Annotated in this window: 19 protein-coding genes; 11 read left to right on the top strand and 8 right to left on the bottom strand. The window is 72.3% G+C overall.

The window, feature by feature from the left end:
• The first annotated feature begins 117 nt into the window (after positions 1-117).
• Positions 118-1,686: a M1 family metallopeptidase gene (locus tag HA039_RS03270; RefSeq protein ID WP_167023470.1), complete on the top strand. Its 1,569-nt coding sequence runs from the start codon at positions 118-120 to the stop codon at positions 1,684-1,686.
• On the opposite strand, the gene HA039_RS03265 is transcribed toward HA039_RS03270, so the two are convergent.
• The gene (locus HA039_RS03265; RefSeq protein WP_167023467.1) at positions 1,610-2,245 is read right to left on the bottom strand and encodes an inositol oxygenase family protein; all 636 of its coding nucleotides are present in this window, start codon (positions 2,243-2,245) and stop codon (positions 1,610-1,612) included. The genes HA039_RS03270 and HA039_RS03265 overlap by 77 nt on opposite strands.
• 179 nt (positions 2,246-2,424) lie before the next feature.
• On the opposite strand from HA039_RS03265, the gene HA039_RS03260 reads away from it, so the two are divergent.
• Together HA039_RS03260 and HA039_RS03255 are read left to right on the top strand one after the other, a co-directional pair.
• Positions 2,425-2,805, top strand: coding sequence for a luciferase domain-containing protein (locus HA039_RS03260; RefSeq protein WP_243869090.1), 381 nt, complete (start codon positions 2,425-2,427; stop codon positions 2,803-2,805).
• Between the two features lie 113 nt (positions 2,806-2,918).
• Positions 2,919-3,116: an antitoxin gene (locus HA039_RS03255; protein ID WP_167023464.1), complete on the top strand. Its 198-nt coding sequence runs from the start codon at positions 2,919-2,921 to the stop codon at positions 3,114-3,116.
• A 66-nt stretch (positions 3,117-3,182) separates the two neighbouring features.
• Here the strand turns inward: HA039_RS03255 and HA039_RS03250 are convergent, their stop codons facing one another.
• From HA039_RS03250 to HA039_RS03225, 6 genes are all read right to left on the bottom strand, one after another.
• The gene (locus HA039_RS03250; RefSeq protein ID WP_167023461.1) at positions 3,183-4,571 is read right to left on the bottom strand and encodes a glutamine synthetase family protein; all 1,389 of its coding nucleotides are present in this window, start codon (positions 4,569-4,571) and stop codon (positions 3,183-3,185) included.
• Positions 4,571-6,103 carry an amino acid permease gene (locus HA039_RS03245; RefSeq protein ID WP_167023458.1) on the bottom strand — a complete coding sequence of 511 codons (1,533 nt, stop codon included), beginning with the start codon at positions 6,101-6,103 and terminating at the stop codon, positions 4,571-4,573. Before HA039_RS03245 ends, HA039_RS03250 begins: the two co-directional genes overlap by 1 nt.
• A 128-nt stretch (positions 6,104-6,231) precedes the next feature.
• A complete protein-coding gene (locus HA039_RS03240; protein ID WP_208298528.1) occupies positions 6,232-7,251 on the bottom strand; it encodes a hypothetical protein in 1,020 nt (339 codons plus the stop codon).
• 323 nt (positions 7,252-7,574) lie between these two features.
• Positions 7,575-8,471 (bottom strand): NAD(+)/NADH kinase, encoded by an 897-nt coding sequence (locus HA039_RS03235; protein ID WP_167023455.1) that lies wholly within the window; start codon positions 8,469-8,471, stop codon positions 7,575-7,577.
• Positions 8,468-9,478: an SPFH domain-containing protein gene (locus tag HA039_RS03230; protein ID WP_167023452.1), complete on the bottom strand. Its 1,011-nt coding sequence runs from the start codon at positions 9,476-9,478 to the stop codon at positions 8,468-8,470. Before HA039_RS03230 ends, HA039_RS03235 begins: the two co-directional genes overlap by 4 nt.
• A 114-nt stretch (positions 9,479-9,592) precedes the next feature.
• Entirely contained in the window at positions 9,593-10,015 is a 423-nt protein-coding gene (locus HA039_RS03225) for a DUF350 domain-containing protein (RefSeq protein ID WP_167023449.1), read from the bottom strand.
• A gap of 183 nt (positions 10,016-10,198) precedes the next feature.
• Here HA039_RS03225 and HA039_RS03220 point away from each other — a divergent pair, with 183 nt between their 5' ends.
• Together HA039_RS03220 and HA039_RS03215 are read left to right on the top strand one after the other, a co-directional pair.
• A complete protein-coding gene (locus HA039_RS03220; protein ID WP_167023446.1) occupies positions 10,199-10,543 on the top strand; it encodes a GNAT family N-acetyltransferase in 345 nt (114 codons plus the stop codon).
• 92 nt (positions 10,544-10,635) lie between these two features.
• Positions 10,636-11,268 carry an aspartate/glutamate racemase family protein gene (locus tag HA039_RS03215; RefSeq protein ID WP_208298527.1) on the top strand — a complete coding sequence of 211 codons (633 nt, stop codon included), beginning with the start codon at positions 10,636-10,638 and terminating at the stop codon, positions 11,266-11,268.
• A gap of 570 nt (positions 11,269-11,838) precedes the next feature.
• Here the strand turns inward: HA039_RS03215 and gndA are convergent.
• On the bottom strand, positions 11,839-13,281 hold the full coding sequence (gndA, locus tag HA039_RS03210; RefSeq protein WP_167023442.1) for an NADP-dependent phosphogluconate dehydrogenase: 1,443 nt from the start codon (positions 13,279-13,281) through the stop codon (positions 11,839-11,841).
• 427 nt (positions 13,282-13,708) lie between these two features.
• Here gndA and HA039_RS03205 point away from each other — a divergent pair, with 427 nt between their 5' ends.
• From HA039_RS03205 to HA039_RS03180, 6 genes are all read left to right on the top strand, one after another.
• Positions 13,709-14,470: a DeoR/GlpR family DNA-binding transcription regulator gene (locus HA039_RS03205; protein ID WP_167023439.1), complete on the top strand. Its 762-nt coding sequence runs from the start codon at positions 13,709-13,711 to the stop codon at positions 14,468-14,470.
• A gap of 113 nt (positions 14,471-14,583) precedes the next feature.
• Positions 14,584-15,945, top strand: a complete 1,362-nt coding sequence (locus HA039_RS03200) for an ABC transporter substrate-binding protein (RefSeq protein ID WP_167023435.1) — start codon at positions 14,584-14,586, stop codon at positions 15,943-15,945.
• 38 nt (positions 15,946-15,983) lie between these two features.
• Complete coding sequence (locus HA039_RS03195; protein ID WP_167036085.1) at positions 15,984-16,925, top strand: carbohydrate ABC transporter permease; 942 nt, start codon at positions 15,984-15,986, stop codon at positions 16,923-16,925.
• A complete protein-coding gene (locus HA039_RS03190; protein WP_167023432.1) occupies positions 16,922-17,812 on the top strand; it encodes a carbohydrate ABC transporter permease in 891 nt (296 codons plus the stop codon). Before HA039_RS03195 ends, HA039_RS03190 begins: the two co-directional genes overlap by 4 nt.
• Positions 17,809-18,798 (top strand): zinc-dependent alcohol dehydrogenase family protein, encoded by a 990-nt coding sequence (locus tag HA039_RS03185; RefSeq protein ID WP_167023429.1) that lies wholly within the window; start codon positions 17,809-17,811, stop codon positions 18,796-18,798. The genes HA039_RS03190 and HA039_RS03185 overlap by 4 nt, the downstream gene beginning before the upstream one ends.
• Positions 18,795-19,715 (top strand): PfkB family carbohydrate kinase, encoded by a 921-nt coding sequence (locus tag HA039_RS03180; protein WP_167023425.1) that lies wholly within the window; start codon positions 18,795-18,797, stop codon positions 19,713-19,715. The genes HA039_RS03185 and HA039_RS03180 overlap by 4 nt, the downstream gene beginning before the upstream one ends.
• The last annotated feature ends 55 nt before the right edge of the window (positions 19,716-19,770 follow it).

Raw genomic sequence — 19,770 nt, 5'->3', positions numbered from 1 at the left:
GGCACCGGACCGGGCCGTGGTTACGGGGGAGCGTCATGACGTGGGCCCGGGCGGGGCTCCCCGCCCGGCCCCGTCCTGCGCGTTCCTATCTCAACGGAACGAACCGGAAAGAGACTCATGCGCAATCGCACCCGAGTGACGGCCCCGGCGGCCGCACTCCTCGGCACCGCCGCACTCGCCCTCACCCCTTCCGCCGCACAGGCGGCCCCCCTCACGGGCCGCCCCGGCGCCGGCACGGACGGCAGGGGCGCCCCCGGCGGGGACAGCCTCGGCGACCCCGTCTACCCCGTCCTCGGCAACACGGGCTACCGCGTCTCCGCCTACCTGCTGGACTTCACCTACGTCGCCGACACCAAGCTGGTCGAGGCACAGGTGACCATCGTCGCCCGCGCCACCCAGGACCTCTCCCGCTTCTCGCTCGACCTGCTCGGCCCCGTCGTGCACGAGGTGCGGGTGGGCGGCCGGCGCGCGGTCTTCGAGCAGCAGGCCGAGAAGCTCGTCGTCACCCCGCCGACCCGCGTGCGCGAGCACGGGGAGCTGGTCGTGCGGGTCGACTACACCGCCGACCCGCGCAAGATCGCGCCGCCGTACAACGGCTGGGTCCCCACCCCGGACGGCTTCGCCGTCGCCGGACAGCCGGACCTGGCGCGGACCGTCTTCCCCTGCAACGACCACCCCTCGGACAAGGCGCACTTCACCTTCCGTATCACCGCGCCGGCCGGACTGACCGCCGTCGCGAGCGGGTCCCTCGTCTCCACCCGGACGAACGCCGACGGCACCACCACGGCCGTCTACCACTCGCGCGACCCGATCGCCACGGAGATCATCCAGGTCACCGTCGGCGACTACCGGATCGTCGAGCGCCCGGGACCCAGCGGGATGCGCCTGCGCGACGTCGTACCGACCGCGCGGGCCGAGGCCCTGGAGCCGGCCCTCGCCCTGACGCCCGGTCAACTCACCTGGCTGGAGCAGCGGCTGGGCCGCTTCCCGTTCGAGGCGTACGGCATCCTGCCCGCCAACACGGACGCGCCCGACGCCTTCGACTTCACCGGCCTGGAGACCCAGACCCTCACGATCTACAAGCCGAACTACCTCCTCCAGAAGGAGAGCGCGATCGGCTCGCACATGATGCACGAGCTGGTCCACACCTGGTTCGGCAACCTGGTCTCCCCGGCCACCTGGGCCGACCTGTGGCTCAACGAGGGCCACGCGGACTACTACGGCCTGCTCTACCGCTACGAGCGCGGCTGGCCGGACTCCATCGGCCTCACGTCCATGGAGGCCCGGATGAAGGACGTCTACTCCCGGGGCGACCAGTGGCGCAAGGACTCCGGTCCCGTCGCCGCCCCGACGGCCGCGAACCTCTTCGACAACCAGCGCTACACCGGCGGGGTGCTGGTCCTGTACGCGCTGTGGTCGCTGGTCGGCGAGGACGTCTTCTCCCGTATCGAGCGCACCTTCCTCGACCGGTACCGCAACTCCAGCGCCTCCACGAAGGACTACATCGCGGTCGCCACCGAGGTCTCGGGCCAGGACCTGACCGGGTTCCTCACGGAGTGGCTGTACGGCACGACCACCCCGCGCATGCCCGGTCACCCCGACTGGACGGTCACGCCTCCCAAGCTGTCCGCGGCCCGCCGCGAAGACCGGCCGACGCCGAAGGACCACGCGAGCGCGACCCTGTGACGTCGTAGGGCGTCTCCGTGAGACGGCGGGCGGCCACCGATTCCAGCACCGGCCGCCAGTCCTCCATCACCCCCGCGTCCAGGCCGACGGCCTTTCCCTCGTCGTCGGCCTGGCGCAGCGCCACGGCGTCCTCGGCCAGCGGGTCCCGCGCGAAGGCGGCCGCCTCCGCGGGGCTCATCGGGCCGCCCTGGAGCCGGAGCGTGGCCGCGCTGTGCGCCGACAGCAGCCGCCCCGGCTCGACCGCGGCCAGGTAGCGCTTGGCGGGGACATGCAGCTGTACGAGCCGGGCGACCCGCACGCCCAGCAGCGGGCGCACCGCGTCCGCCGCGAGATCCGCGTGCCCCGCGTCGTCGCCGGGCAGCAGCAGCCGGCCCAGGTCGTGGACCAGGCCGGCGATCTGGAGCTCCTTGTCGGCCGGACGCCGCCGGCGCAGCAGCGCGGCCGTCTGCAAGGCGTGGTCGTGGAGGTCGACGGGGTCACCGGAGCGGTCCGGGGTGTCCCAGGCGCCCCGGCTCGCGTGGAGGAGATCCATCAGTTCGTCGACCGAGTTCGCAGCCATGGGTGGCCCTTTCCCGTCTGTTCCCGTCCTGGAATGCCTGCCGTCGCCCTGCCGAGCAGATCACGGAACGGTGAACGGATCGACGCGCGGCCTCCTGAACAGCCGACGAACAAAAACCGACCGTATTTTGTTCGCCATTTCCCCTGTTGTGCGTGCCCGCCTTACGGCACGCTGGACGCATGAACGCTGCCAGACATGCCGGCGAACGCCTGATGACCTGGCCGGGTCTCAGCCGGGGCCGGGCCTACTGCGGCTCGGACCTGTGCGTGCGCACCGAGTCCCAGGAGATCGTGCACTTCCACGGCGAGAACGAGGCCGACGTGCACCTCACCAACCCCATGATCGCCAAGCTGCGCCCCGCGCTCAAGCGGTCCACCGCGCTGCGACTGCGGGCCGGCTCCGGCTGGGTCACGGTCCGGCTCGACACCGGCGCGGACATCGACCTGCTCGCCACTCTGGTCAGCGCGGCCCTCCAGGCCGTCGCGGGGCTGCCCGAGGAGGGCGGCACGGGGGTCGTGACGGACCCGTGCACCCGCCACAACCGCGCGTACTCCCGCTGACGCGCTCCCACCCCCTTCCCCCCTCCTCCCTCCCTCCTCCCTCCTTCCGGATGCGGGATCGCCGACCAACGGGGATGGTGAGGTGTGAGCACGTTCCGAGTGAGGAGCAAGCAATGTCGATGATGGACAAGCTGAAGAACCTCATGAAGGGCCACGACGACGCGAGCCGTCAGGGCGTGGACAAGGCAGGCGACGCGTTCGACTCCAAGACGGACAACAAGTACAGCGGCCAGACCGACAGTGCCCAGAAGCGCATGAACGACCAGATGGGCACCCAGGACCCCCCGCAGGACGACCGCCCCCAGCCCTGACCACGCACAACGCCTCGGCCACCCGCCCCGAACGGCGAGGTGGCCGAGGCATCGTTCGGGGGTGGGTCAGGCTCGGGCGAACCAGCGGGTGATCTCCGTTTCCGTGATCTCCTCGCCCAACTCGTCCGGCAGCGCGTCCAGTTCGAGTTGGGCTACCTGGGCGTAGTGCTTTGCCACGCCGGGGGCGAGGATCTTGTCGGGGAGGGGGGCCGAGCGGAAGGCGTCGAGCGCGGCGCCCAGGGTGGTGTGGACCGGGGGTGCGGTGTGGTCCGCGTACGCGTTGCCCGGGACCGGTTCCGGCGGGGTGAGGGCGTTCTCGATGCCGTGCTCGATCGCGGCCAGGGCGGCCGTCAGCGCCAGGTAGGGATTCGCGTCCGCGCCCGGCAGCCGTACCTCCAGGTGCGGCGTGGACCGCCCCACCACCCGTACCGCGCAGGTCCGGTTGTCGTACCCCCAGGTGAAGCTGGTGGGCGCGCCGGTGTCCGGCTGGTAGCGGCGGTACGAGTTCGCGTTGGGCGCCCACAGCGGGGTGAGGTCGGGCAGGACCGCGAGCAGCCCGGCGACCGCCTGGCGGCCCACGGACGACAGGCCCCCCTCGGCGGCGACGAACACCGGCTCGCCGTCGCGCCACAGGGAGACGTGCAGGTGCAGTCCGCTCGCCGTGCCGGGCTGCGGGGTGGGCATGAACGTGGGGGCCAGTCCCGTGCGGTCGCCGGTGTGGCGGGCGATCCGCTTGAGGAGCACGTGCCCGTCGCAGGCCTCCACCGCGTCACCGTACGGGAAGGTGATCTCCACCTGCCCCGGCGCGGCCTCGGACTTGGCCGCCTCGATGGGCCGCCCCGCGTACTCCAGGTGATCCTGCAGGAGCCGCAGGTAGCGGCGGGTCCGCGGGTCGAGCTCCAGGGCGAAGTCGCGGTTCTTCCCCGACACCGGGCGCAGCGAGCGGTGAAGGGTGTCCTCCAGCCGCTGGTGGGTGCCGCGGTAGAGGGCGAACTCCGCCTCGACGCCCACCTTCACCTGGAGGCCCCGCTCGGCGAGCACGTCGAGCTGGCGGCGCAGGATCCGGCGCGGCGACACCTCCACGGGACGGTCGTCGAGGAAGGCGTCGGCCTGGACGACCACCGTCGTCGGGTCCCAGGGCGCGGTCCGGATCGTCGTGAGGTCGGGCCGGAGCTGGAAGTCGCCGATGCCGGTGTCCCAGGAGACCAGTTCGAAGTCGGACGGGGGCAGCATGTCGACGTCCGTGGCCAGGACGTAGGCGCAGACGTCCGCGCCGTTCCCGGCCACCCGGTCCAGGAAGTACCGGGCGTGGTAGCGCTTGCCCTGCTGCCGGCCCTGGATGTCGGCGAGCGCCAACTCCACGGTCCTGACGCGCCCTTCGTCGACCTCGGTCCGCAACTGGTCGAGGGTGAGGAGCCCGACGGCCCGCGCGGGCCGGGCCTGGTCGGCGGTCATCAGATGTACTCCTCGACGTGGACCCGGTCCTGGGCGGCCGGGGTGGGGGTGGGCGGGTTGTAGGCGCGGCGCGCGAACGGCCACCGCAGCTCGGCGAGCAGCAGGACGACGACGAGGGCGACCGGCGCGTAGTTGAACGTCTCGACGGTGACGGGGTTGCGCTGCGGCAGGCAGAACAGCACGGTCACGAAGGCGACCCAGATCACCGCGACCCACCCCACGAGCCTGCTCCAACGCCCCAGGTGCCAGGGGCCCTTGCGGAACTTCTTGCCGTGGCGCAGGCGCAGGAAGATCGGGATGGCGTACGCGGGCGTCATCCCGATGATGTTGATCGCGGAGACGGCGGTGAACGCGGTGGGGGAGTACAGGCTCGGCAGGGTGATCAGGCACGCGGCGGCGACCACCAGCCACACGGCCAGGTGCGGGGTCTGGTTGCGGCTCAGCCGCCGCCACAGGCCCGAGCCGGGCAGCGCCCCGTCGCGGGAGAACGCGAACACCATGCGGCTGCCCGCCGCGACCTCGGCGTTGCCGCCGCACAGCAGCACCACGATGACCACACCGAGCAACAGGGTCGCCCCGTCCGTGCCCACCGCGTCGACGAAGATCTGCGCCGGGGGTACGGGGGAGGCGGCGGTGGCCGCGTAGTCCTGGATCGCGGAAGCCATGGAGGCCAGCAGGACGAAGCCCACCGCCCACGAGACCCAGATCGAGCGCACGATGCCGCGCGGCGCGGACACCGCCGCGCGGCTCGTCTCCTCCGACATGTGGGCCGAGGCGTCGTAGCCCACCAGCGTGCCCTGGGCGATCGCGAGGCCGATGCCGGTGACGTACAGCGGGTTCGCCCAGCCGGTGCCGTTGCTGAACTCACCGAGCACGAACGACGCGGGCTGGTGGCTGTCCGGGGCGATCCACAGCACGCCGAGGATGACCGCCACACCGGCGAGGTGCCACCACACACTGATCGAGTTCAGCACACTGACCAGCCGGACCCCGGCCAGGTTCAGGATGGCGTGGAACAGCAGGATGACGAGGAAGATGACCATGGTCTCCTCCGCTGTCACCGCGATGCCCCACTGGAGGTCCAGGACGGCGCCGGTGAACAGGGCGGCGCCGTAGTCGATCACGGCGATGCCGCCGATCAGGCCCAGCAGGTTCAGCCACCCGGTGTAGAACCCCCAGCGCCGGCCGCCGAGTTGGTCGGCCATGTAGAACATCGCGCCCGAGGTGGGGTACGCGCTCGTCACCTCGGCGAGCGCCATCCCGACGAAGAGCACGAAGAAGCCCACCGCCGCCCAGCCCCACAGCATGACCGCGGGACCGCCCGCGATCAGGCCGGGCCCGTACAGCGCCATGCAGCCGCCCAGCACCGAGATGACACTGAAGCTCACCGCGAAGTTGCCGAAACCGCCCATCCGCCGGGCCAGCACCGGTTCGTAACCGAGGTCGGCCAACTGCTTGTTGTCGTCGGAGACCTGTTCGGCTCCGGGGACGGGTTGTGGTCGGGTCGCACCAAACACTGAGGTCCTCCTCATGGGACACACGCATCGGGGGATGGGGCGGAACGGGATCGTCACGGGAGACGGTTCGGGGATCGGTCAGGGAGCCGGTTCGGGACACGGCCCGGAAGGCGCGTCGGACGACGGCCCGGACGGGTGAGGGCTCAGGGGGAGCCGTTCGACAGGGCCGCGTCGTACGCGTCGAGGAACAGACGCTCCCACCGGGCACCCTCGGCGACGAGGTACAGCCACGGACGCGGGGAGGCGTGCGGGCCCAGCGCCCGGAACACCTCCGCGGCGGGCCCGTACTGCTGGCTCGACCACAGGGCGTGCGCGAGGTAGTTCATGTCCTGTGTCAGACGCCGCGACGCCGTGACGGCGAACCAGCCCTCGTACGCCACCCGCGCCCGCGCCATCGCCCGGTCGGTCACCCAGTAGAGGCTGGCGTCCAGCGACTCGCGCCCGGTGTGGGTCGCCCGCCACCGCTCCACGGCCACGTACAGCGGCAGCGCCAGCAGGGCCGAGCCGGCGGGCGCCCCGTCCGCCACCCACCGCGCGAAGTAGTCCTGGTGCGCGACCGAGCCGCCCTTGCGGACGAGGAAGTAGCGGGCCATCCGGTGGTACGCCTCACGGTTGCCCGGGTCCCGCCGGTCGACCTCCTCCAGCAGCCCCCACGGTCCGGGGAACAGCTGCGGGTCGGGGGCGTGGCGCCGGTGCTCCGGATCCACCTGGTCCGGGTCCAGGTCCGCGAGGGCCAGCCGGCAGACGAACGGCACCGGGTCGTACGGCGCCACCTCCGCGGCGGCCGCGCAGGCGGCGCTCGCGGTCCACCACAGGCTCTGGAGGTGCTGGAGGTCGCCGATACGGTTCGCCCGCAGCGCGCGTTCCACGGCGACGCGGGCGCGCATCACCGACGCCGGCCGGCTGTCCGGCACCTCCCGCTGCCACGTCTGCACCACGGTGGTGCCCGCCGCCGCGGCACCCAGCACCTGCGTACGGAACGTCCACCGCGCCCAGTCGGGGTCGGTCGCGGTGCGCAGGAGCAGGTCCTGCATGGACATCCAGTAGCCCGAGGCCACGTCCTGGAGCACCGCGCGTAACTCGTGGTCGTCCCCGGCCGGACCGGTGGACAGCCGGAACCCGCGCCCGGGCCTGTCGCCCGTCCCCATGGCGTTCACCGACACCGGCCCCCGACTCCGCCGGGCGCGGAGGACCGGGGTAACGGCAGCACAGGAGACATCGCCATTCCTTCTAGCAGGGGGGTCCGCACAGGACGCCGTCCATCACCGAGGGTTCTCGCTCAGTGGCCCTGCGTCCCGGCGCACCAGCATGGCACTAGGTCTTTCGTAAAGAAAGCTCGACCGGAACTTTGCTTGCCTCAATTGCGCGTCCTGGCGCGCCGATTGACCGTTTCCGACCGCCCGACTCCGCCCAGCGGAATCCGCCTTCCACGGGAGGCCTGCCGAGGGGTCAGGCGAGGGGTCGGGTGAGGGGGCAGGCGAGGGTGTCAGGCGAGGAGGCGCAGGGCGACCTCCGCCAGGCCCACCCGGACCGTCTGGCCCCATGTCAGGTCCAGCGCGTCGCCCTCCATCCCGTCGCCGAAGGCGACCAGACGCTCCGACTCCACCGTCAGGCGCAGCCGGTGCGTCCCGGTCAGCACACCCGTCAGACGGGACGTGCCGGTCGTGGGGGACGGCCAGGCCTCCCGTACGGCCCAGACCAGGACGGGATCGGTCGGCGACGGCATCGGGAGGGACGCGCCCGCGCCCAGGGAGCGCAGCCAGCCCGTCGCGCCAGTGCCCGTACCGATCAGCACGCCCGAGGACGCCTGGGCCTCGGCGGGACCCGTCCCGTCGTCCGGGCCCAGCCGGTAGCGCGCCGTCCGGTGGTCGGGCCGACCGAGGTAGATCTCGTTCAGCGCGAGCAGCCGCTGTGTGTCGTCGGCGACCGCCTCCACCATCGTCAGCTCGTCGACCCGGACGGCCCGCCCCGGCCCGGCCGCCCGGAGCAACGCCTCCGCGTCGCCCGGGCGGTGGCGTACGAGCACCCCGAGCCCCCGCCCCGGATCCGTGTCGATCCCCACCACCACCTGCCCCGCCAGGTACTTCGCGGTGTTGGCGACCAGCCCGTCCGCGCCCACCACGACCACCACGTCCTCGGGGCCGAACAGGAACCGGTCGAGGTCCGCGCGCTCCACCCGCGCCTGGCGCCACGACAACGGCACCGCGGCGGCCACCTCGGTCAGCGCGCGCAGCGCCCGGTGGTGCCGCGCGGCCACCTCGTCCAGCGACCGGCCGCGCGAGGAGAGGTAGAACGCGGCCTGGCCGTGCGTGCCGTGCCGGGCGAGCAACTCCTCGTACTCACTGGTGCGGTGGACCAGCACCGCGCGCGGCGCCAGGCTCACGCGGAGCCGTCCCCGGGACGTCCCAGCTTCGCGAGCAGGCCGGTGAGAACGTCGGGGGAGAGGGTCAGGCTGTCGACGCGCGGCAGGTTCTCCGCGAGGCGCGTCGCGGCCAGCGCGTGCAGCGTCGCCGCGTCCACCTCGCCGTGCACCCGCAGCCAGGCGGACTGGGCCGCCGCCCGCGCCTCACCGGTCTGCCGGGCCGCCTCGGCCTGCGCGGTGGCCAGTTTCACGATCCGGCGCGCCTCGGCCTCGGCGCGTACGGCGTCGGCCGCCGCGCTCTCCTCGGCCTCGCGGCGGGCGTTGGTGCCGTGCTGCTCGACCAACCGCTCCTCGCGCCGGGCCAGTTCGATCCTGCTGGCGAGTTCGTTCTCGGCGATGGTCCGCTCGCGCTCGACGGCCACGGCCCGCCGCTCGTAGGTGGCCCGGTCCGCCTCCTGCTGGATCAACTCCCGGGCGGGCGTGCGCAGGGCGCGCTCCACCTCCGCCTCGGGGCGGATGGCGACCACCCGCGCGGCCACCACCTCGATGCCGGTCGCCGGCAGCCGGGGCTCGGCCGCGAGGCCGTCGGAGATCCGCTGCCGTACGGACGCGACCCCGTCGGCCAGCGCCGCCGCCAGCGGGGTACGGGCCAGCACGTCGAGCGCGTGCTGCTGGGCCGTCTCGGTGAGCAGGGTGGCGATCTGCTCCAGCGGGGCGCTCCGCCAGGCCCCGGTGTCCGGGTCGACGGAGAAGTCGATCCGGCCGGCGGCCGTGCCGGGGTCGCTGATCCGGTAGGTGACCGTCGCCTGCACGGTGACGTCCTGGAAGTCGGCCGTACGGGCGTGGAAGGCCATGGCCAACTCGCGGTCGTCGACGGGCACTTCGGAGAGGGCCGCGCTCAGCGCCCGGAACCAGAAGCTGAGCCCCGTGCCGTCGTGGGCGAGCTGTCCGCGCCGGTGGTGGCGTACGTACGCGGTGGGCGCGGAGCGCAGGTGGCGCCAGCCGAGGCGCCGGGTGATGTCGGCCATGGAGGCCCCCCTTGTTGTCGTCATGGCGACGATATCGAAGGCGGCTCCTTGTCGTCAAGATGACGATATGAAGGGAAGGGGTGGAGGCGAAGGGGGAGGAGGAAGGGCCTGCGGTCAGGCGATGGACGCCGAGATGATCGCGGCCACCGCGAGGTTGCAGGACGCCGTCACCCACACCGCCGGGTGCGGCTCCGCCTCCACCAGGGTGGCGCCGAGCTTGCCCGGGGTGACGAGGTCCACCACCAGGAAGGCCACGGCCATCATCGCCAGCCCGAGCACCCCGAACGCCGCCGTCGACGCGAGGCCCTTGCCGAAGTCGTCGTACGTCGTCCAGATCGAGGTGAACACGATGCCCCCGATCCCGAGCAGCGCGGAGCTGAGGAGGACCGCCGCGTTGCGGTTGCGCTCCTCCCATATCTGCTTCCCGAGCTTGCCCGGGGTCAGCAGGTCCACCAGGACGATGCCGAGGATCAACAGGACGACACCGAGCGCCCCGTAGGCGCCGGCCCGGCCAAGTCCGTTGAGAATGTCGCTCATTGAGTGCTCGTCTCCGCCGCAGAAGTGGATCGTGGTAAAAGCGACGCAAAATGTATCGCACGGCTGTCCGGATCCTCTGCCCCCGTGGCCCGAACGGGCCGCTCCACAGGCGGGTTGCGTAGGCTGGAACGGTCACCCGGGAGTGGCTCTCCACTCCCGCCGAGCACCAGGGAGTCCGTCGCCATGGCCGACATCGAGATCCGCGACAACCGCGCGCAGGGCCGCCTGGAGGCGTACGAGAACGGCCAGGCCGTCGGCGTCGTCGCCTACTTCACCCTCGACGCCGCCCCCGCCGCGCTGGTCGCCGTGCACACCGTCGTGGAGCAGGGGCACGAGGGCAAGGGCATCGCGGGCGCGCTCGTACGGGAGTTCTACGCGACGGCGGCGCGCGAGGGCGTGCCCGTCGTCGCCCTCTGCCCGTACGCGGCCTCCTGGGCCGAGCGGCACCCCGACGAGGCACCCCCGGCGCCGGCGGACACGGTGGCGGCCGCCGAGGAGCAGCTGAAGGCGAGCCCAAAGGTCTGGTGACCTCCTGGGCCGTACGACCGGCGGTACGACCCCCGAGGCGCGCCCCCGGGACCGGCGTGCCGCCCGCGCCGCCCGCGTCTAGCATCGTGATCATGCTCGCGCTGCTGCACACCTCTCCCGCCCACGTCCCGGTCTTCGACGCCCTGCGCGACTCCGACCACCCGGGCCTCGTCCTGCGGCACGTGGTGGCCGAGGAACTGCTCGGCCGGGCCAGGATCGAAGGGCCCGAGGCCGTGGCGGACGCGGTGGAGGCGGCGCTGGAGGACGTGGTCGCCGAGGGCGCGGCCGCCGTGCTCTGCACCTGCTCGACGCTCGGGGAGGTCGCGGAGAAGGCGGGCCGCGCCCTCGGCGTACCGGTGCTCAGGGTCGACCGGCCGATGGCCGCCGCCGCGGCGGAGGCGGGCCGCGTGGTGGTGGTCGCCACCGTGGAGAGCACGCTGGAGCCGACGCTCACCCTGATCCGCGAGGAGGCGGCGGGCCGGCCCGTCGACCTGCGTACGGTGCTGGTCGACGGCGCCTGGGAGCGGTTCGAGGCCGGTGACCTGGACGGCTACCTGGACGCGGTGGCCGCCTCCGTCGACGCGGTCGTGGCGGCCGACGTGATCGTGCTGGCCCAGGCGTCGATGGCCGGCGCGGCGGACCGGGCCGCGACCACCGTCCCGGTGCTCTCCAGCCCCCGCCCGGGCCTGAACGCGGCCGCGGTGGCCGCCGCCGCCCTCTCCTGACGTACGCGGCCCTGGCCGTCGTCCCGCACCCCACCTCCTGGGGGCCGATCGGGGAAAGATCGCCGACGGGCGCTCGCCGGACGCGTGGACCCGGCGCGCGTGGGCACGCGCACCGGGAGACATTGGGAAGGTACGACCACGCACCACAGGAGGTCAGTCATGACCAGCCCGTTTCCCGATCCGGTACCGCCGTCGCCCGTCCCCACGCCGGGACCGCCGGCGCCGGAACCGGGACCGCTGCCGGGCCCGGGCCCCGCGCCCGTCCCCTCCCCGCCCCCCGCCCCCGCGCCCCCGCCGCGGCCCTCGCCGCCCCCGCGGCCCGATCCGGTACCGAACCCGCCGGGCCCCGACCCCGTACCGGAACCGGACCCCGCACCGGGCCCCCTCACCGACGTGCCGTAGCGCCCGGAGCCGGAACGCCGGCCTCCGAGGCCGTGACGCGGCCCCGGCGCCCGGGCCCGGAACGCCGACCGGCCGACCGCGACGAACGCGGTCGGCCGGTCGGCGTAGCGGCACGGCGTACCGGCCCCCCGGCGGGCCGCACACCGCCGACGGGCCGGGCCGGGAAGGTCAGGCGCCCGAGACCTCCGAGCGGTCGCCGCCCCACAGGGTGTGGAACGACCCCTCCCGGTCCGTACGCCGGTAGGTGTGCGCCCCGAAGAAGTCCCGCTGGCCCTGCGTCAGCGCCGCGGGCAGCCGCTCGGCGCGCAGCGCGTCGTAGTACGACAGCGCCGCGGAGAAGCCCGGCGTCGGGACGCCCTGCACCGCCGCCGTCGCCACCACGGCCCGCCAGTCGTCCTGCGCCGCGCCGATCTCCTCGGCGAACTGCTTGTCCGACAGCAGGCTCGGCAGGTCGTGCCGCGCGTCGAACGCCGCCCGGATCCGGTCCAGGAACGCGGCGCGGATGATGCACCCCGCCCGCCAGATCGCCGCGACGGAACCGAGGTCGACGTCCCAGCCGTACTCGTCGCTGCCCGCCCGGATCTGGTGGAAGCCCTGCGTGTACGACACGATCTTCGACGCGTACAGCGCCTGCTCCACCTGATCCGCGAAGCGCGCCGCCTCCGCCGCGTCCAGCGGGCGCGCGGTCGGCCCCGGCAGCCCGCGCGACGCCTCGCGCAGCGCCGCGTGCCCGGACACGGCACGGGCGAAGACCGCCTCGGCGATCCCCGAGACCGGCACGCCCAGGTCGAGGGCGATCTGCACCGTCCAGCGCCCGGTGCCCTTCTGCTCGGCCTGGTCCACCACGACGTCCACGAACGGCTTGCCGGTCGCCTCATCCGTATGGGCCAGTACCTCGGCGGTGATCTCGATCAGGTACGAGTCGAGCCGGCCGGTGTTCCACGTACGGAACGTCTCGGCGATCTGCGCGGGGGAGTAGCCCGCGACCGACCGCAGCAGGTGGTACGCCTCCGCGATGAGCTGCATGTCGGCGTACTCGATGCCGTTGTGCACCATCTTCACGAAGTGGCCCGCGCCGTCGGGGCCGATGTGCGCGACCGTCCGCGCCCCGTCCGGAGCCTTCGCCGCGATCCTCTCCAGCAGCGGGCCGAGGGACTCGTACGACTTGGGGGAGCCGCCCGGCATGATGCTCGGCCCGTGCAGCGCGCCCTCCTCACCGCCCGAGACGCCCACCCCGACGAAGTGGATGCCGCGCTCGCGCAGCTCCTTCTCGCGGCGGCGGGTGTCGGCGAAGTGGGCGTTGCCGCCGTCGATGATGACGTCACCCTCCTCCAGCAGGGGCGCGAACTCCTGGATCACCGCGTCCGTCGGGTCACCGGCCTTCACCATGATCATCAGGCGGCGGGGGCGCTCCAGGGCCGCGACGAACTCCTCGGCGCTCTCCGCGGGCACGAACGTGCCCTCGTCGCCGAACTCCTCGACCAGCGCCCGGGTCTTGGCGGCCGTTCGGTTGTGCACCGCGACCGTGAGACCGTTGCGCGCGAAGTTGCGGGCCAGGTTGCGGCCCATCACCGCGAGCCCTGTGACGCCGATCTGGGCGGTACCACTCATGGAACGCTCCTGAAGGTAGTGAGCCTGTTACGTCAATCCTCAAGGTGCCCGGAGCCATCCGCATTCCGGGTCCGTCGCATCGTGTCGTGTTCCCGCCGCGTATGCGACGTGATCGACCGATCGTGTCCGAACGGGCAGGGGCCGATGTGAGCGGCTTCTCGTGTAACCGCCCGGGTTGCGGGGAACAGAGATTCCGTTTCGGGCGCCGTTCGGGCACGGACCGGTACCGAATCGGGCGGTGATCTGCGCGACAGCGACCGCTGTCACCCCCGTGACCTGCGACGACGCTCTCGGCCAAGCGGGCATGAACGGGCGCAGTCGGAACAGCGAAGAACCTGGTCGTGACGGGCCCTTTGCTTGTACAAACGACGCATGAGCCCGAACGGGTGCTGAGCCCGAGCCGCAGCGGAACAGGGAAGTGTGTGTCGTGGACACCGACGAACGCCGACGAGAAATCCTGGAGATCGCCCGACGTGACGGTGCCGTCGACGTCAACGCGCTCGCCTCGAAGCTCGCCGTCGCCAAGGAGACCGTCCGGCGCGACCTGCACGCCCTGGAGGAACACGGCCTGGTACGGCGCACCCACGGCGGCGCCTACCCGGTCGAGTCCGCCGGCTTCGAGACCACTCTCGCGGTACGGACCACCCGTCTCGTCCCGCAGAAGTCCCGGATCGCGGCCGCCGCCGCCGATCTCCTCGGCGACGCGGAGACCGTCTTCGTCGACGAGGGCTTCACCCCGCAACTCGTCGCCGAGGCCCTGCCCAGGGACCGGGCGCTGACCGTCGTCACCGCCTCCCTCGCCGTGGCGACCGCGCTCGCCGACGCCGAGAAGATCGCGGTGCTGCTCCTCGGCGGCCGGGTCCGCGGGTCCACCATGGCCACGGTGGACCACTGGACCACTCGTATGCTCTCCGAGTTCGTCATCGACCTGGCCTACGTGGGAGCGAACGGCATCTCCCGCGAGTACGGCCTCACCACCCCGGATCCGGCCGTCAGCGAGGTCAAGGCGCAGGCCATGCGCAGCTCCCGGCGCCGGGTCTTCGCCGGGATCCACACCAAGTTCGGCGCGGTGAGCTTCTGCCGGTTCGCCGAGGTCGCCGACTTCGAATCCATCGTCACGGACGCGGGCCTCCCCTCGGCGGAGGCCCAGCGGTACTCCCTGCTCGGGCCTCAGGTCATCCGCGTCTGAGACCCCGAACGCCCCCACCGTTCCGTACCCGCCGAGCTCCCCGGCCCGGCCGGGACGCGGGTCCGCACACCCCACGGAACCACCCTCACAACGAAGTGATCAGGAGACAACTCATGCCCGTCCAGCAAAGACGACGTGGAATCAGCGTCCGTGTGGGAGCCGGCGCCGCCCTGGCGGCCCTGCTCGCCGGGTGCAGCGGAGCCGGCGGGGGCGGGTCCGCCGGCGGGAGCGACTCGATCAACGTGCTCATGGTGAACAACCCGCAGATGGTCGAGTTGCAGAAGCTCACCGCGGACAACTTCACGAAGGAGACCGGCATCAAGGTCAACTTCACCGTCCTGCCCGAGAACGACGTCCGCGACAAGATCAGCCAGGACTTCTCCGAGCAGGCCGGCCAGTACGACGTCGCCACCATCAGCAACTTCGAGGTCCCGTTCTTCGCCAAGAACGGCTGGCTGCACCCGCTCGACGACTACGTCAAGAAGGACAAGGCCTTCGACCAGCCCGACATCCTCAAGCCCCTCCAGGACTCGCTGACCGCCGCCGACGGCAAGCTGTACGGCGAGCCCTTCTACGGCGAGTCGTCGTTCCTGATGTACCGCAAGGACGTCTTCGCCGCGAAGAACCTGACCATGCCCGCCAAGCCCACCTGGCAGCAGGTCGCCGACCTCGCCGCCAAGGCGGACGGCGCGCAGAGCGGCATGAAGGGCATCTGCCTGCGCGGGCTGCCCGGTTGGGGCGAGGTCATAGCCCCGCTCACCACGGTCGTGAACACCATGGGCGGCACCTGGTTCACCAAGGACTGGGAGGCGCAGCTCACCTCGCCCGAGTTCACCAAGGCCACCCAGTTCTACGTCGACCTCGTCCGCAAGCACGGCGAGGCGGGCGCCGCGCAGTCCGGCTACTCCGAGTGCCTCAACAACATGACGCAGGGCAAGTCGGCCATGTGGTACGACGCCACCGCCGGCGCCGGATCGCTGGAGGCGGCCGACTCCCCGGTCAAGGGCAAGATCGGGTACGTCCCCGCGCCGGTCGACAAGACCGAGAGCTCCGGCTGGCTCTACACCTGGGCCTGGGGCATGCAGAAGGCGTCCACCAAGGACGAGAGCGCCTGGAAGTTCATCTCCTGGGCGTCCAGCAAGAAGTACGAGCAGCTCGTCGGCGAGAAGATCGGCTGGCCCAACGTGCCCGCCGGCAAGCGCGCCTCGACGTACGCCAACCCGGCCTACCTCAAGGACGCGGCCGCCTTCGCCGACGTGACCCAGCAGGCCATCACCTCGGCCAACCCGACCGACCCGGGCACCCAGCCCCGGCCCACCGTCGGCATCCAGTTCGTCGACATCCCCGAGTTCACCGACCTGGGCACCAAGGTCTCGCAGGAGATCAGCGCCGCCATCGCGGGCAAGCAGTCCGTCGCGGAAGCGCTCAAGACGTCGCAGGCGCTCGCCGAGAAGGTCGGCAAGGAGCAGAAGTGAGTTCCCCCGTCCGTACCCCTCCGGCCTCCCCGGCCGGCGTGACGCGGCCCCCGGCGCCGCGCCGCGCCGGCCGGGGGCCCTCGGCCAGGGCCCGCGCCTGGGCCACCAGGGCGCCCCTGCTGCCCGCGCTGATCTTCCTCATCGCGGTCACCCAACTGCCCTTCGTGGCCACGCTGTTCATCTCGCTCTTCGACTGGAACTCCCTCGCCCCCGACGAGCGCGCGTTCTCGGGCCTCTCCAACTACAAGACCGTCGTCACCGACGCGTCCCTGCGCGAGTCGATCCTCACCACCGTCCTGCTCACGGCGACCGTCGTGATCGTCAGCGTGGTGCTCGGCCTGCTGCTCGCGCTCCTGATCAACCGCAAGTTCGTGGGCCGCGGCTTCGTCCGCACGCTCCTGATCACCCCGTTCCTCCTGGTGCCCGTCTCGGCGGCGCTGATGTGGAAGCACCTGCTCTACAACCCCGAGTACGGCCTGCTCAACGGAGGCTGGGCCTGGTTCACCGGACTGTTCGGGGACTCCACCCCCGCCCAGCCCGACTGGATCACCGACATGCCGCTGCTGGCCGTCGAGGCATCCCTCGTCTGGCAGTGGACGCCGTTCATGATGCTCATCCTGCTCGCCGGACTCCAGAGCCAGCCGCTGGACATGATGGAGGCCGCGCGCCTCGACGGCGCCGGCACCTGGCAGATGTTCCGCTTCCTGACCGTGCCGCACCTGCGCCGCTACCTGGAGCTGGGCACCCTGCTCGGCGCGATCTACGTCGTCCAGAACTTCGACGCCGTGTTCACCATCACGGCGGGCGGCCTGGGCACCGCGAACCTGCCGTACACCATCTACCAGACCTTCTACCAGGCTCACGAGTACGGACTTGCCTCCGCGGCCGGAGTCGTGGTCGTGATCGGCACCATCGTGATCGCCACCTTCGCCCTCCGCGTGGTCTCGTCCCTCTTCAGTGAGGAGGCGAGCCGCGCATGAGCACCACCACCGCCCCCGTGAAGGCGGCCCCGGCCACGACGGCCTACGCGCCCGCCACCCGCAGGGCCAGACGGCGTTCCGCCGGCCTCGGCCTGCTCGCCTGGGTCGTGGGACTCGGCTTCTGCCTGCCGGCCCTCTGGATGCTGCTCACGTCCTTCCACTCGGAGACGGACGCGGCCACCAACCCGCCCTCGTTCACGGCGCCGCTCACCCTCGACAGCTACAAGGTGTTCTTCGGCTCGGACGGCGGCGCGAGCCCCTGGCCGCCGCTCATCAACTCCCTGACCGCGTCGCTGTTCTCGACCCTGTTCGTGCTGCTGCTGGCCCTCCCGGCGGCGTACGCGCTGTCCATCAAGCCCGTCCGCAAGTGGACGGACGTGATGTTCTTCTTCCTCTCCACCAAGATGCTGCCGGTGGTCGCCGGACTGCTGCCGATCTACCTCTTCGCGAAGAACATCGGCATGCTGGACAACATCTGGCTGCTCGTCATCCTCTACACCTCGATGAACCTGCCGATCGCCGTGTGGATGATGCAGTCCTTCCTCGCGGACGTCCCGGTCTCCATCATCGAGGCCGCGCAGATGGACGGCGCCCGGCTGCCGACCGTCCTCGCCCGCGTGGTGGCCCCGGTCGCCGCGCCCGGCATCGCCGCCACCGCGCTGATCTGCTTCATCTTCAGCTGGAACGAGCTCCTGTTCGCCCGGGTGCTCACCGGCGTCACCGCGCAGACCGCGCCCGTCTTCCTGACCGGCTTCGTCACCAGCCAGGGCCTCTTCCTGGCCCAGCTGTGCGCCGCCGCCGTCGTCGTGTCCCTGCCGGTGCTCGCCGCAGGTTTCGCCGCCCAGGACAAGCTCGTCCAGGGCCTCTCGCTTGGAGCAGTCAAATGAGGGCCGCGATCATCGAAGCCCCCGGCAAGGTGTCCGTCACGACGGTGCCCGACCCCACCCCCGGCCCCCGGGACGTGGTCGTCGCCGTCGCGTCGTGCGGGCTCTGCGGCACCGATCTGCACATCCTCCAGGGCGAGTTCGCGCCGACCCTGCCGATCGTGCCCGGGCACGAGTTCGCCGGCGAGATCGTGGAGATCGGCTCCGACGTCACCGAGCTGGCCGTCGGCGACAAGGTCGCCGTCGACCCCTCGCTCTACTGCCACGAGTGCCACTACTGCCGGATCGGCCGCGGCAACCTGTGCGAGCGGTGGAACGCGATCGGCGTCAGCAAGCCCGGCGGCGCCGCCCAGTTCGCCGTCGCGCCCGTCGCCAACTGCGTCCGCCTGCCCGACCACATCGACGTGAAGGACGCCGCGCTGATCGAGCCGCTGTCCTGCGCGGTACGCGGTTACGACGTCCTGCGCTCCACGCTCGGCGCCCAGGTGCTCATCTACGGCTCCGGCACGATGGGCCTCATGATGCTGGAGCTGGCCAAGCGCACCGGCGCCGCCTCCGTCGACATCCTGGACGTCAACCCGGCGCGGCTCGCGACCGCGTCCACGCTCGGCGTCTCGCGCTCCGCCGCCTCCGCCGACGAACTGGACACCCCGCGCGGCTGGGACGTCGTCATCGACGCCACCGGCAACGCGGGCGCCATCCAGGACGGCCTGGGACGGGTCGCCAAGGGCGGTACGTTCCTCCAGTTCGGCGTCGCCGACTACGCGACGACCGCGGTCATCGAGCCGTACCGCATCTACAACCAGGAGATCACGATCACCGGCTCGATGGCGGTGCTGCACAGCTACGAGCGGGCCGCCGCGCTCTTCGCCACCGGGGTGCTCGACCCCGCGGTGTTCATCAGCGACCGGATGCCGCTGGAGTCGTACCCCGAGGCGCTGGACCGCTTCAAGGCGGGCCAGGGACGCAAGATCGTGGTCGAGCCGTGACCGGTGGGCCCGGCGCCGTGCTGGTGATGGGGGAGGCGCTCATCGACCTCGTACCGTCCCCGCGCGACCTAGGGACCCTACACGCCCAGCCCGGCGGCGCGCCCGCGAACGTGGCCGCCGGACTGGCCGGGCTCGGCACCGCCGGCTGGTTCGCCGGCACCCTCGGCGGTGACGGCTTCGCCCGGGCGATCGAACAGCGGCTCGTTTCGGCCGGCGCCGAACTGGGCCTGTGCGGACGGTCGGAGCTGCCCACCGCCCTCGCGGTCGCCGACCCGGGACCGGACGGCACGGGCTACCACTTCCACCTCCACGACACGGCGACCTTCCGCATCGCCGAACGCGCCGCCGACGCCGGGAAGTTCGGGGCGGTGTACGTCGGCGGGCTCGCCGCGGTGGTCTCCCCGGCCGCCGAGGCGGTGGCGGCGACCGCCCGCGCGGCGGCCGAGCGCTCGGTGCTGGTGGTCGACCCCAACGTACGGGAGGACCGCACGCTCGACGCGGAGTCGGGCACGCGGCGGCTGCGGGAGCTGTGCGCAGCGGCGGGCATCGTCAAGGCCAGCGACGAGGACGTGCTGCGGCTGTGGCCGGGGGCCGACCCGGAGGAGACGTGCGGGCGGCTGGCGCGGGACGGGCGGCTGGTGCTGCTCACGCGCGGGGCGCGCGGCGCGACGGCCTACACCCGGGCCGGGGAGCCGGTGACGGTACCGGCGGTGCCGGTCGAGGTGGTCAACACCATCGGCGCGGGGGACGCGTTCATGGCGGCGGTCCTCAACTGGCTCTCCAGGGAGGGGGCGTTTGCGCGGGCGGCGGACCTGGCGCCCGGCGAGGTGGCCTCCATGCTGGGGTTCGCGTCCCGGGTCGCGGCGTCCGTGGTGGGCCAGGAAGGGACGTTGCCGGTGCTGGCCGCGGCGCCCTAGGGTGCGCGGCCTCCGGCCGCGGTGTGTCCTCGATCGCCGGACGGGCTCGATGTGC

It is taken from the genome of Streptomyces liangshanensis, assembly GCF_011694815.1.
In the GTDB taxonomy this organism is placed as follows: domain Bacteria; phylum Actinomycetota; class Actinomycetes; order Streptomycetales; family Streptomycetaceae; genus Streptomyces; species Streptomyces liangshanensis.
The sequence above is the reverse complement of the archived record's forward strand: the minus strand, read 5'-3'. Positions and strand labels throughout refer to the sequence as shown.